This is a genomic window from Vibrio sp. 1727 (assembly GCF_033344415.1).
Lineage (GTDB): Bacteria > Pseudomonadota > Gammaproteobacteria > Enterobacterales > Vibrionaceae > Vibrio > Vibrio alginolyticus.
The window spans coordinates 141,036-153,494 of sequence record NZ_JAWPOT010000014.1; the positions used below are offsets into that span (position 1 = coordinate 141,036).

Consider the following 12,459-nt stretch of genomic DNA (forward strand, 5'->3'; position numbering starts at 1 on the left):
CTTTCTACCTCAGTCAATGGTGTATTTAAACTCTGTATTGAAAGCCCGACGTAATGCCGGGCTAATTTAAGTGATTTTTATAGATTCGGAACGTGAATCAGTGTGCCGTTGCGTGCTGCTCTCCACGCTTGTCTAGCATTCCGCTGAAACGGGTTAGTAGTAGAGCACCTAATACTACGATCGCGCCAATCCAAGGTGTGTGCATCAGCCCAGCATTGGCCACGATAAGGCCACCGCCCCAAGAACCCAGTGCAATACCTACGTTAAATGCAGCAATGTTGAGACCAGAAGCGACGTCGACTGCATCAGGTGAATATTTCTCTGCTAGTTTGACAACATAAACTTGAAGTCCTGGAACGTTACCAAAGGCAAAGGCACCCCAGACAAGAATGGTCACTACTGCAGAAATTGGATTAAATGCTGTGACACTAAACACGAGCAATACCACAATTAGGCCCGAGAAAATCGCTGTCAGAGCTTTGATTGGCCCCATAGAGTCGGCCATCTTTCCGCCCCAGATGTTGCCGAATGCGACTGATACACCATAAACCAACATAATTAGGCTGATAGCGCTAGAGCCAAACCCCGAAACTTCTTCCAAAATAGGAGCCAAGTAAGTGAAGGCTGTGAACGTACCACCGTAACCGAGCGCGGTGATTGCGTACACCAAAAGTAGACGAGGCTGAGTCAAGACTTTTACTTGCGATGACAGCTTGGTTGCTGGTGGTTGTTTCAGATTACTCGGCACTAGCAGAGCGCTTCCTATCAGTGCGATGATTCCAAGGATCGCGACGATTAGGAAGGTTGCCTGCCAACCAAATGTCTGGCCAATCCAGGTGCCAAGTGGCACGCCCGTCACTAGAGCTACGGTGAGACCGGTAAACATAATAGCAATTGCGCTAGCGGCTTTTTCTTTTGACACTAGGCCAGTGGCGATAGTCGAGCCGATCGAAAAGAACACACCGTGTGCAAGCCCGGTCAGTATCCTTGCTGTAACTAGTGTGTTGTATCCAGGTGCTTGCCAGGCTAACAGATTGCCAAGAACAAACAGTGCCATAACAGAAAGCAGAACGTACTTTCTTTTCCAGTTACCAGTCAGCGCTGTTAAAACGGGAGCACCAACCGCGACACCAAGTGCGTACAGGCTAACTAAAAGACCCGCTGAAGGTAATGATACGTTGAGGTCGGAGGCCATAGTCGGTATCAGACCGACAATTACAAACTCCGTGGTTCCAATAGCAAAGGCGCTCAGCGTCAATGCAAGTAAAGCTAAAGGCATAACAACTCTCTCTTATAATCATTGAATATGAATGGATAAACGAATAGCCCGTCTCCATGTCGTGTATTATTAAAGAGTTATTCGTTGCGAAAAATGGTGTTTATTACAAAATCCTTTTGTTATAAGTGAAGGAAATGCGCAGTTAGGAAAGGGGATGAAATGTTAACCCGATCAGATGAATTAGAGATTCTTATGGCAGTTGTGGATAGTGGTGGATTTTCTTCCGCTGCTGATGCACTAGGTATTCAAGTCGCTAGGGTATCTCGTGCGGTTAGTAAAGTTGAATCACAGTTGGGGGTAACCTTGCTGAATCGCACGACACGCAGAGTGGAAGTTACTGAGGAAGGGCATCAGTTTGTTGAAGCGGTTCGCTTAGGTTTACTACAAATACAGCAAGCTGAAGAAGAGATCATCACACGAGGTGAATTACCCAAGGGGCGCTTAAGAGTTGATGCCGCTAGCCCATTTGTTTTACATCAACTCGTGCCGTTAATTCAGCCATTTAAAGAGGCTTATCCTGATATTCAACTCGATCTTACCTCTAATGAGGGTTTTGTGGATCTATTGGAAAAAAGAACCGATGTGGCGATACGTATTGGACGATTATCGGATTCAACACTGCATGCTAAACCTTTAGGAACAAGCCCACTATTTATCGTTGCCACGCCTGGTTATTTATCTAAACGAGGTTTTCCTGAAGCGGTGAGCGATTTGCGCAGTCATAACTTGATCGGTTTTTCTGGCGCTAAAGTGTTAAATCAGTGGCCATTACGAGGGTTTGAGATGATAGAGCCTGATATCCTATCCAGCAGTGGTGAAACGGTTAGACAGTTAGTGCTGGCAGGGAACGGCATTGCATGTTTATCTGGCTTTATGGTGAAAGATGATCTTGATTCTGGACGGTTAGTGGCATTGTTTGAATCGGAAAAAATCACAAATACTGGACGAGAACAGGTCAATGCTGTGTTCTACAAATCTTCTTCAGTCTCTAAGCGTATTTCCGCGTTCATCGACTTTATTCAACCAAGACTTACTTTAAAATAACACTATTATTGTTGTTTTAACAAAAGAGTTTTGTCGTTATTGCAGCTTTTGTTTTTCCAACTGCCAAGCCTAGCGTGCCACCCCTTAGTAAGGTGGCACATATTTTTATTTGCTCTTAGTTAAAGCGTGGCAACACGTACTGAGCGATCTGTTCCATTGATTTATCAATTGGTTGGCTATTACGACGGAAATGCAACCCGATGTGATTGACTCCTGCTTCTTGCATTTTTTCTAGCTCATCGCTCAAGCCATTGACTCCGGCCTGGATACCAAAATGATGCCGAACGACTGGTGCATTTGGGTTATCGATTAAATCAAGATGAATAAAGCTGGCGTAGGGTTTGTTTCCCGCTACGGAGCGCCAAAGTGCAACGCGGTGTTCATGATCATCAGGTGTGCCTGGGTAGGCGAGCCAGCCGTCTAGGTTTTCTCCTATCCATTGTGGACTTTGCTGCGCTAACCCTGCGACATAGATAGGAATATCAGCAAACTCGGGTAATAACTGTAGATCGTTACCCAGCTTATCATTTTGCGTATCTTTCAAAATCTCTACACTTTCTCGAAAAGCCGAGCCACGGCTGTCAAAGTTGGCGTTAAAAACGGGATATTCACTAGGACGGTCTCCACTAGCCACACCGAGTATCAGGCGGTCACCACTTAACTCGTTGATGGTCGCAGCGGCTTTTTTCACTAGCCAAGGTTGTCTTAACGGTAATACTATCGCTGCTGTCCCTAGTAGAATGTTGTCGGTGCACGCAGAGAGATAGCCAAGATAACTGAACGGTTCATAAATTTGTGCCGCGTCTCCAAAGTTAGGGTCGTACAACGGGACATCTCTTACCCACGCTACGTTAAAGCCTAACTTATCGGCTAACATAATACGCTGTTTATGTGCACTCATGTCTGGTACGCCGAACGGTTTTCGTTGGAGCAGCCGTTTTTTCTGGCCTTCTTGGGTCCAGTCATTATCTAGGGGGAGCTCAACCCCGATGGTGAATCTGTTACTTAAATCTTTATGCATTATGAAGCCTGACTATTACTGTGAGTACTAGGAGGCCAGGTGCCCCCCTGATATTCAGGACACTATGAGATTTTTGTTGTGAGAAAAAGCGGCAAAAAGACAAAAGTGTTTTGCCACAAACAGCGGTGGTCTTTAAAGGAACTGGTGGTTCTCTACCTTGATTTCTTGCTTGATGAAGTCAATAAAAGAGCTGATCCGGCGTGAGGTACTGGCATTTTTGTAATACACCGCATGAACTGGCTGTTCGACATTATGCGTGTGTTCACTAAGCACGCCCACTAAGCGACCAGCTTGTCGGTCAGAGTAGGTCATAAAGTCAGACAGGCAAGCTATCCCCGCACCATGTAAGGCTAAACATCTTAGCGTCTCGCCATTATCAGATCTTAGGCTACTCATAATACGCAGAAGTTTGTTCTTATCATCCATGATCGGCCATTCCTTAAGATACTCCGGCTTGTTGAATCCAAGTAGCTTGTGATTGAGTAACTGATCTATTGAGGTTGGAGTACCATGTTGTCTTAAATACTCTGGACTCGCGACGATTCGAATCCGACTTTTACCAAGAAATATCGCGCGCATGGTTGAGTTTTGTAGCTCACCGATACGAAAAGCAATATCGGTTTTTGTTCCCAAAAGGCTAATATTTTCCTCATTGGAATTGAGATCGATTTCGACTTCCGGATACAAGCTCTGATATTTAGCAATGTGCGGCGTTAGTACGTGCAGTAAGAAGGGGGTAGCTGCGTTTATTCGTAGGAGGCCAGAGGGCTTATATTTCTGGCTTTTCAGTTGTGCTTCGGCATTCTCTACTGCTTCTACAATATGTCTGACTTTATCGAGGTATATCGTTCCTTCATTAGTAACATCTAACTTACGGGTTGTGCGATTTAACAAAGTCGTTTCGAGTTTGGCTTCTAGCCGAGATACCGATCGACTCACCGCCGAGACGGTCATCGATAACAGTTCAGCCGCAGAGCTGATTGAACCCGTATCGACCACGGCCATAAAGGTGCGCATTTCATCTAGAGTAGCTTTCATTGTTGAATATATTTCAAATTAGATTTGATTATTGTTAACTTTACGGAAAGTTTCTTGCGGCGTAAAGTTTTGCTTCGAATCAACTATAAAATCGATAATTCAGGAGATTTAGATGAAAGTACCATCATTTGGCGTCGGCACGTTTCGTTTAGAGGGTGAAGTAGTTAAGGATTCAGTCCGTAATGCGTTAGAAGTGGGTTACCGCGTAATTGATACTGCACAGATTTACGGTAATGAGGCAGAAATCGGTGAAGTATTGACACAGTCCGGTATTGCACGTGATGAGCTATTCATTACGACCAAGATCTGGGTTGATAACATGAACACGGAACAACTCATTCCAAGTCTAAAAGAGAGCTTAGAAAAGCTAAATACAGATTATGTGGATTTGACCTTGATCCACTGGCCTGGCAATAACAATAACTTGAACGAATACATGGCTTCATTACTTGAAGCTAAATCGCAAGGGTTAACCCGTAATATTGGCGTATCCAACTTTAATATTGACTTGTTGCAACAAGCGATAGAAGTGGTCGGTAAAGAGAATATTGTTACTAACCAAATCGAGCTTAGCCCTTATTTGCAAAATCGTAAGTTGGTCAGCTTCATGCAGGAAAACGATATTCAGGTAACGTCTTACATGACCTTGGCATATGGGAAAGTACTTGGGGACCCAACTATTGCAGGTATTGCTGAGGACTATCAGGCCACGCCAGCTCAAGTCGCGCTTGCTTGGGCTTTGTCAAAAGGTTACGCGGTGATCCCGTCTTCAACTAAACGAGAGAATTTAGCAAGTAACCTGAAAGCACTTGAACTTAATCTGAGTGAAGAGGCGATTGCAAAGATAGATGCGTTGGAAAGAAATGGCCGCGAAGTAAACCCTGAAGGGCTAGCGCCTGAATGGGATGATTGAGTGAGTTTCACAGGAAATCATTGCCTAAATGACGCCTCTGCAATCGCTGACTTCCTCAGCGTTTGACAGTAGTACAACACCATAGACGATAAGGGCTCGCTTGTCTGACGATAGTGCGAGCTTTTATCTTTTTGGCCTATTAGTTTACTGTATTCTCCCGGCCCTCAATTTGGCCGGGAGACGTCATTTAGAGATCAATTACCATTCGATTGTAGAGCCATCAAATACGCGGAAGCTTCCGGATTGCTCAAGTGTTAGCTGTTCTGCGACCGAAACAATGCCTGCAACACTTTCCTCGGCAGAAAAGGTTGCGTCCTCACCGCCCATATCGGTTTTTACCCAGCCGGGATGAACTGCGACAGTTTTTACTCCTCGCGATTCGAGATTGCGTGCTGCTGATACTAGAACCTGATTAAGCGCTGCTTTAGATGCTCGATAACTGTACATGTTACCTGAACTGTTATCGCTTAAACTCGCAACTCGGGTTGAGATTCCCACGATGGTTTTGTGCTGACTTTTCGCAACGTTGTCTTGTAGGGCTTGAATTAGCAGGGCAGGTGCGACGGTATTTATGTTTAGTACTTCTAGCCATTTTTTCTGGGTCATTTCGCCAAGCTTTGCACACTCTTCGCCTAATACACCTGCATTAAGAATTAAATGATCGAGCGGACGATCCGCTAATTGAGTGGCTAACTGATCGATATCTTGTTGGTTAGTGACGTCTAGAGCCATCAGTTGAAGTTGATTAGATTGGGTTACTAGTTCATTGAGCTGCTTAGCATTTTCTGGTGAACGACAAGTTGCGATAACTTGCCAACCTTTTCCAAGGTAGTGGCGGACAAATTGCAAGCCTAAGCCACGGTTAGCGCCGGTGATTAATACAGTAGACATCGCTTCTCCTACGTTGTTGAGTTGAACAACGACCATATTAGAGGCGACGTATAAGCATGTAATCAAAACAGTATAAAAATGGCCTAGGATTCGACATTGTCAAATCTTAAAATTTGAGAAAGATGTTGGCAAAGTGTTTTAGCCTAGTGACCGTCAGTTCGGAGGCAGCACCGCTAACACCTGCAACAGCAACGACTTTACCATCCAAGTAAAGGGGGATCGCTAAGCAATTGAGGTTTGGCTCTGCCTCTTCTAAATCGAGTGCGTAACCTGATAATACAACCTGATTAAGTTCAGTTTCTAACGTGGGGGATATTTGGTTTTCAAGGCGTAATGTTCGACGAAGCTCATCATCAAAACTAAGAAAAACTTTGCCGATCGCAGATGTTGTGAGCCCTTCTCGTTTCCCTCTCGGGCTACGGATAGTAAGAGGGTTATCCTGCTCTATAGCATCGATATACAAGTACTCTTTAGCGCCACTTTGTACAGCGAGGTAAGCTGTGTTGTTAGTCACTTGGGCCATTTTTTTCAGCAATGGAACAAAATGTTGTCGGATAGCTTCGTTTTTTTGTTCAATCGGCTTAGACAGTTCATAGCATCTAAACCCTAGGCTGTAGCTATGGTTGTGTTTGGATACATATCCAAGAGAGTGTAGAGTCGCAAGTAACCCGTGAACAGTCGTCTTATTTAACTGGATCGCATTACTGATCGTCTGTAATGATAGGGGAGACTCACTCATCGAGAGCAACTCGAGGATTAGAAAACCTCGCTCTAGAGACTGAATGTTTTTTCTTGCCCTGGGCACAAAGACTCCTTGATGATGGTGTTGCATCTGAATGGCTTACTGATGCTTCCACCTATAACAAACCACTACGCTGGTGGTTTGGCTTTATTAGAGAATATACTCAGCACTTAAACTGATCGGCTCGTTGTATGCGTCCACAAGGGAGTTTTTTCCTTGCTTCTTAGCATTGTATAACGCTTGGTCTAATATCGAATAGAGCTCATCAAAGTTGGTGAGTGGTATTGAGGTTGATAGATAGGCCAGGCTCGCAGATATATTCAATTGATGGTTATTAAGCGAATGTACACTCTTTTCTGAAATTGTTTTATGCAGACTTTGTATTCTAAAGGGAACGTCAATCTCATCGACGTTTTTCAATAGCAAGATAAACTCTTCTCCACCTAAACGACCCAAGTACTCTCCCTTATTAAGTTTAGCTTTAAGCGCTTTGCACACCTGCTGTAGTACTAAGTCGCCAGTTGGATGACCATACTGATCATTAATCGCCTTAAAGTCATCTAGATCGATTAATGCTAGAACGTAGCGGAAGTCTCCTTCCGCTTTGGAGGTTTGGCTTTTAATCGTCTCTATAATTGCCGCTCTGTTTAATGCACACGTTAAGCTGTCTATTTTGGCTTTTAAGCGTGTTTGTCGCTGAATCATCAATGCCAGAGCGAGGAGAAGCAATAAACAGAAAACAACAAAATTATAAGTGCGTTGTTGGTCTGTGAGTTTTTCAAACTGATACTGACTTAGAAGAGTTTCGTTGTTCAACTGCGCGACTTGTAGATCATATTCATACTCTTTTTTAGTGAGATCTAGTGCCTCTAACGCCTTGATATTACTCGCGTCTCGGTTCGTTAGTTCAATCGTCGAGTAGGCCTTGTGATGCTCCAGCGCCTTTTTGTAATCATTTTGAGCTTGGTATGCTTTTGAGAGGAGTAATTGGGCTTGCGCTTGCAATAAGGGCCTAGCGTTTTTTACCGCTAATCTTAACGCAATTGTACCGTGTTCAATCGATTTTTCGGGTGTATGGTTCTTTAAATATGCCAATCCAGCAGCCAAATGACCCTCTGTTTCAAGGTGCGTATTCTCATAAGTTTGGGCAATGTTTAATGCTCTTCCAATGTAATCTACCGCGGTATCCAATTGCCCAGAATCGGCCAAAGCAGCAGATAACCCTAAATAGGTCAACCCTTGCCCGTATGGATAATGAAGTTGTTCGAGAATCGTTAATGCATTTTTGTAGTGGCTGATGGACTTATCGAGTTCTTTGGATTTTCTGTACATCGCTCCTAGACTATGTTCGACTTGCGCAACTTCAAGAGGTGTCCCTTCATCTTGGCGAACCAGTAAGGCTTGAATGAGATATTGCTCTGATTGTTCAAATTGCCCCAGCTCTGCAAGTAAATTGCCGACGTCATTGTAAATCCCTGAAGGATCGCTTTGCGTCGACATGTTGGCCATCAACTGTCGATACAAACTTAAGGCTTTTTCATAGTCACCACGGTAATTGTAGTTATTTGCTACCACGCGCAAAGCAAGATCAACAGGGAAGTTTTCTTGATGCTTATGATTTAAGTGGCTCTCTATGGATGAGCAATAAAAGTTTGCTTTGTGATAACGACCTTGTTGATTCAGCGTATAACAAAGTTGATAGTTCATCAGAGCCTTGCCTTCGGAATCGGATATTTTCTTCATTGTCTGTCGCAAAGAAGAAAAGCTATCTACTGAGGCCTCGTAACTACCATGCTTACGTTCATTTAACGCAAGAATATATTCTGATTCTAATTGAGAAAAAGGGTTGTCTAAGACTTGACTGCTGCCATAGTAAGGCTGATTTATGTTTGACATATATTCATAAATCAATCCACTTACGTAGAGCTTTTCGCTGTCCGATTTCGCTGTATGGTAGCGATCTTGAAGCATGCTCAATGCCGACTCAGGGTTGCTTCGTAGTGTGGTTTGGTAGACAGAGTGCCACTGTGTGATATTTTGGTTTGGTTCAATATCTTGAGTGTCGCTTGCATATACTGGAGTGAGCAAAAGTGACGCAAGCAAGGGATAGAGCACGCGCATGTTTAAACGAGCCTTTAATTTAAGGTGCCTTTAAAGTTGAGTTATCATAGCGCTTTTAACGCATCAGCGTTGTGATTAAGTTGGGTGTACTAAGAAAAAGAGTAGTAAAACTATGCACTTGGTCGAGATATTGAAAGAAGAGGCATAAAAAAGAAAGACCTCAACATAAAGTTGAGGTCAGAAATCTTTAATCAATGTAAAGCTTTGCTAGATCTTGAGGCTCCATTTCTTTGCCTTCTAACTGATCGTTCCAGTTAGTTCCAACAAGAACACCATCTTCAGCAAGAGTCAAAAGCCAATCTTCAACAAAGATATCTAATGGGATTTCTAGTACAGTAAAATCTGCCCATTCTTCAACATTATGTGCTTCTGCATCTTCTTTAGAAGACCAGAAAGGCATGACTTCGCTGTTTTCGAATTCAGTTGAATCGCAAGATAGCCAACCTTCTTCATTGCGTAAACCCCAAACCAATTGGTTTTCTTTCGTTTCTGCAACAAAAAGGTCAAGGTTCGCTTGGATATCTGATGTAAGTTTGCTCATTTCAAAACTCTCGTTGTTATGACGTGGCTAGAGTAACACTAAAGTGCCGATTCCTAAAGCATAATACGGTTGTCGAAATGAGTAAAAATAAAGGAGCCGAAGCTCCTTTTCTGAGGTTAAGTATTCACTCGTTTTTGTTTGCTTTGTGCTTGCAGAGCAAACAAAAACAGGTACTTTACCTTTCTGGAAGAGTTGTGAATATTGTCCACTCTCTTTTTATCTCGCCTTTGTAACCAACGACTGATGCGGTTACTCGACGATTTAAAGCATGGCTGACTTCATCGGTCCCTTGCTGTGCTAAGTGAGTGTCACCAAAACCAACAATGCGGACTCTACTCGGTTCGATGTCGTAGCTTAGTAGGGCTTCACGGACATTGCGTGCTCGTCTTTCAGAAAGATCTTGGTTATGCTTTGAACCACCAACTTTACTAGCATAGCCGTGCAGCTCTATCGAAGTAGTAGGGTACTCTTTTAAAAAGTCGGAAAGCTCTCGGACTTGTCTTCTGAAGACTGGATTGATCTCATCAGAGTCGTTAGCAAAAAGTATCCGCACTTGCATGTTATCTGATGCTTTAATGTATTCTCCACAACCGTCGTTGTCGACCTCTGAGCCTTCAGGTGTACCTGGGCACATATCTCGAGCATTGATGACACCATCGTTATCGTCATCTTGCAAATCTGCTATTTGTTCTGCATTTGGTACAGGACGATACTCATATTCGTCTTCAGCAACAACGTGTTGAGTGATGGCGAGCATACCCAATGCAAATAGAATCTTCACTGGTTTCATGATCAGTACTCCACCTTTTCATTCCATTCTGTAGGTACATCGACACGCAAGGCATTTAACAATTGGCCAGTCGCGTTCATAACGCGGTACTTGGCGTACTGCTCTGAGTATCGAGCATCCAAGTAGTTCTTTCTCGCTTCGAAAAGTTCGTTTTCAGTATTTAACAAGTCCAGCAGAGTGCGTTTTCCAATGCGATACTGCTTTTCATAGGCGATGACAGTTTCAGAGGCCGAATCTACGTGATCCGCTAGGAACTCTTTTTGTTGAAGTGTTAAATCTAACGCACTCCAAGATAGACGAAGACCTTCTTCTACTTGGCGGTATGCACGTTCTCTTAGGTCTTTTGCTTTATTTAGTTGGTAGGCAAAACTTTCAGCGTTGGCTACGTCACTACCACCGTTAAAGAGGTTGTAACGCATACGTAACATTGCTGTTGTCTCTTCGCTGCTTCCTTCGATACCGCTTGCATCATCACGCCATGTTTGAGCCGCTTCTACCGATATCGTTGGGTAGTAAGTTCCCTTAGATTGCTTGTATTGGAACTTTGCAGAGTCCACATCAGCTACCGAAATTTTGATGACTGGATGTGACTCGAATGCCAAGTCAATCGCTTCATCGATGGTGTAGGGAATAAAGTTTTGGTCCGCTCTTGGGAAAATCAATCCTTGTGGTGACTGTCCGACAAGGCGTGTAAAGGTGGTGTGGCTGTCATATAAGTTGTTCTGAGCTGCCACCAAGTTACCATGAGCCTTTGCTAAACGAGCCTCTACCTGGGTTAGGTCTGCTGTAGAACCGATACCTGAGTTAACTCGCTTTTTAATGTCTTCATAGATCTTCTTATGCACTTTCAAGTTATTCTCGGAAAGTGTCAGAATTTCATAAGCTTTTACTGAGTCTAAATAAACTTTCGCGACCTCTAGAGCGGTGTCTTGGGCATCAGCTAGAAGTTGATAACGGACCGATTCAGCATCAGCTGCTGTTCGATCCATATCATTAAGTGTCGCTGAGCCATCCCATATTAGCTGGGTTAGTGTCACGGTGGCTTCTTTTCTTGTCAGATCGGTTGAATCTCGCCCTGACTCTGCAGGTTTGATTCCTTCGTAACCGATACCGGCATCTAAGTCTACGGATGGGAGGTAAGCACCACCAGATGCTTCATTCACATACTGCTTGCTAACGAATTCATTGAACGCACTTTTGATGTCAGGATTGGTTTTTAATGTGTTTTCAACCGCTTGCTCTAGCGTTTGCCCAAAAGCATGACTAGCGGTGAACATACCAATACAAAAGGCGTTGGCACGAGTCCACTTCACTGTGATTCTCCTAGATAATGGTAAAAATTCTCGAGGTGATAGGGCTTATAAGTGGAATACTTATAAGGGCGTCAATAATTTAGCGCACAATAACATTAATATGCGATGAAGTAACCTGTTGATTCGCTGTTCATTTGTTTCAATTTTGATAAATCAACCTACTAAATCTGCCTGAAACTTGAATTAAGATCTCAAATTAAAGATGAAGGTAATAGCTAGGAACGTGTGTCCAGATTTTAATAAAATAAAACACTTATGCATCTGGATTCTTATTGATGTATGACACATAATTACTTTATTGAGCATCAAATTGCTGTTATTGCACTATATATTCGGGCAATATATAGCAAATTAGTATTGTTAGTCAAAAACTTGACAGTTATTTAGGGTTAAGGTTTATATGGATCGTACAGCATTAGTGCCACTCGGTAATCAAGTCGTCGTAATAGGTTTGGATGGGCAGCTGAGAGTCCTTGCAGAAGGACAGCAGCCTCTACCAGGTGAAGTGATAGTGGCAATGACAGATGCTGCGCCTCAAGACCTGAAAATTCAGCTTGCTCAAGAGCAAGGTTTAAAAGATATTTCAGACGATGTAGCACAGATTATTAGTGCTATTGAGCAAGGTCAAGACCCTTCTGCTATTGATGAAGAACTCGCACCTGCAGCGGGTGAAAATAGTGGCTCCAGTTGGCTTTGTTGCTTAATTCGGTGAGAAGACATGGTAGCCCCATGTTGATCAGTTCTTAAACAACATACCGAGTTTCAG

At 43.4% G+C, this 12,459-nt stretch carries 12 protein-coding genes; 3 read left to right on the forward strand and 9 right to left on the reverse strand.

From position 1 onward, the window contains the following. Positions 1-97: 97 nt before the first annotated feature. Positions 98-1,279, reverse strand: coding sequence for an MFS transporter (locus tag R8O10_RS14730; protein ID WP_017635963.1), 1,182 nt, complete (start codon positions 1,277-1,279; stop codon positions 98-100). Between the two features lie 159 nt (positions 1,280-1,438). Between R8O10_RS14730 and R8O10_RS14735 the strand changes: the two genes are divergently transcribed. Beyond that, positions 1,439-2,323: a LysR family transcriptional regulator gene (locus tag R8O10_RS14735; protein ID WP_005377338.1), complete on the forward strand. Its 885-nt coding sequence runs from the start codon at positions 1,439-1,441 to the stop codon at positions 2,321-2,323. Positions 2,324-2,438: 115 nt separating this feature from the next. Here R8O10_RS14735 and R8O10_RS14740 read toward each other — a convergent pair whose 3' ends face one another. Continuing rightward, the gene (locus tag R8O10_RS14740; protein WP_064368442.1) at positions 2,439-3,344 is read right to left on the reverse strand and encodes a TIGR03571 family LLM class oxidoreductase; all 906 of its coding nucleotides are present in this window, start codon (positions 3,342-3,344) and stop codon (positions 2,439-2,441) included. A 132-nt stretch (positions 3,345-3,476) separates the two neighbouring features. Then, positions 3,477-4,382, reverse strand: a complete 906-nt coding sequence (locus R8O10_RS14745) for a LysR family transcriptional regulator (protein ID WP_005377343.1) — start codon at positions 4,380-4,382, stop codon at positions 3,477-3,479. 112 nt (positions 4,383-4,494) lie between these two features. Here R8O10_RS14745 and dkgB point away from each other — a divergent pair, with 112 nt between their 5' ends. Next, a complete protein-coding gene (gene dkgB / locus R8O10_RS14750) occupies positions 4,495-5,295 on the forward strand; it encodes a 2,5-didehydrogluconate reductase DkgB (protein WP_053304418.1) in 801 nt (266 codons plus the stop codon). A gap of 198 nt (positions 5,296-5,493) precedes the next feature. Here the strand turns inward: dkgB and R8O10_RS14755 are convergent, their stop codons facing one another. The 6 genes from R8O10_RS14755 to R8O10_RS14780 all read right to left on the reverse strand — a co-directional run bounded on the left by R8O10_RS14755 (position 5,494) and on the right by R8O10_RS14780 (position 11,693). Further along, positions 5,494-6,186: an SDR family oxidoreductase gene (locus tag R8O10_RS14755; RefSeq protein WP_054730597.1), complete on the reverse strand. Its 693-nt coding sequence runs from the start codon at positions 6,184-6,186 to the stop codon at positions 5,494-5,496. Between the two features lie 106 nt (positions 6,187-6,292). Then, complete coding sequence (locus R8O10_RS14760; RefSeq protein ID WP_054730600.1) at positions 6,293-6,991, reverse strand: IclR family transcriptional regulator; 699 nt, start codon at positions 6,989-6,991, stop codon at positions 6,293-6,295. Positions 6,992-7,078: 87 nt separating this feature from the next. Beyond that, positions 7,079-9,049 carry a tetratricopeptide repeat-containing diguanylate cyclase gene (locus R8O10_RS14765; RefSeq protein ID WP_318191510.1) on the reverse strand — a complete coding sequence of 657 codons (1,971 nt, stop codon included), beginning with the start codon at positions 9,047-9,049 and terminating at the stop codon, positions 7,079-7,081. 187 nt (positions 9,050-9,236) lie between these two features. Further along, positions 9,237-9,590 carry a DUF2750 domain-containing protein gene (locus tag R8O10_RS14770; protein WP_005377352.1) on the reverse strand — a complete coding sequence of 118 codons (354 nt, stop codon included), beginning with the start codon at positions 9,588-9,590 and terminating at the stop codon, positions 9,237-9,239. A gap of 175 nt (positions 9,591-9,765) precedes the next feature. After that, entirely contained in the window at positions 9,766-10,380 is a 615-nt protein-coding gene (locus R8O10_RS14775; RefSeq protein ID WP_005377354.1) for an OmpA family protein, read from the reverse strand. A 2-nt stretch (positions 10,381-10,382) separates the two neighbouring features. After that, complete coding sequence (locus tag R8O10_RS14780; protein ID WP_017635971.1) at positions 10,383-11,693, reverse strand: TolC family outer membrane protein; 1,311 nt, start codon at positions 11,691-11,693, stop codon at positions 10,383-10,385. Between the two features lie 400 nt (positions 11,694-12,093). Here R8O10_RS14780 and R8O10_RS14785 point away from each other — a divergent pair, with 400 nt between their 5' ends. Beyond that, positions 12,094-12,405: a hypothetical protein gene (locus tag R8O10_RS14785; RefSeq protein WP_318191511.1), complete on the forward strand. Its 312-nt coding sequence runs from the start codon at positions 12,094-12,096 to the stop codon at positions 12,403-12,405. Positions 12,406-12,459: the final 54 nt, after the last annotated feature.

What these genes read in the sequence shown, in the direction of transcription:
- R8O10_RS14730 (WP_017635963.1), bottom strand. Translation starts at nt 1,279, where the DNA reads ATGCCTTTAGCTTTACTTGCATTGACGCTGAGCGCCTTTGCTATTGGA.
- R8O10_RS14735 (WP_005377338.1), top strand. Translation starts at nt 1,439, where the DNA reads ATGTTAACCCGATCAGATGAATTAGAGATTCTTATGGCAGTTGTGGAT.
- R8O10_RS14740 (WP_064368442.1), bottom strand. Translation starts at nt 3,344, where the DNA reads ATGCATAAAGATTTAAGTAACAGATTCACCATCGGGGTTGAGCTCCCC.
- R8O10_RS14745 (WP_005377343.1), bottom strand. Translation starts at nt 4,382, where the DNA reads ATGAAAGCTACTCTAGATGAAATGCGCACCTTTATGGCCGTGGTCGAT.
- dkgB (WP_053304418.1), top strand. Translation starts at nt 4,495, where the DNA reads ATGAAAGTACCATCATTTGGCGTCGGCACGTTTCGTTTAGAGGGTGAA.
- R8O10_RS14755 (WP_054730597.1), bottom strand. Translation starts at nt 6,186, where the DNA reads ATGTCTACTGTATTAATCACCGGCGCTAACCGTGGCTTAGGCTTGCAA.
- R8O10_RS14765 (WP_318191510.1), bottom strand. Translation starts at nt 9,049, where the DNA reads ATGCGCGTGCTCTATCCCTTGCTTGCGTCACTTTTGCTCACTCCAGTA.
- R8O10_RS14770 (WP_005377352.1), bottom strand. Translation starts at nt 9,590, where the DNA reads ATGAGCAAACTTACATCAGATATCCAAGCGAACCTTGACCTTTTTGTT.
- R8O10_RS14775 (WP_005377354.1), bottom strand. Translation starts at nt 10,380, where the DNA reads ATGAAACCAGTGAAGATTCTATTTGCATTGGGTATGCTCGCCATCACT.
- R8O10_RS14785 (WP_318191511.1), top strand. Translation starts at nt 12,094, where the DNA reads ATGGATCGTACAGCATTAGTGCCACTCGGTAATCAAGTCGTCGTAATA.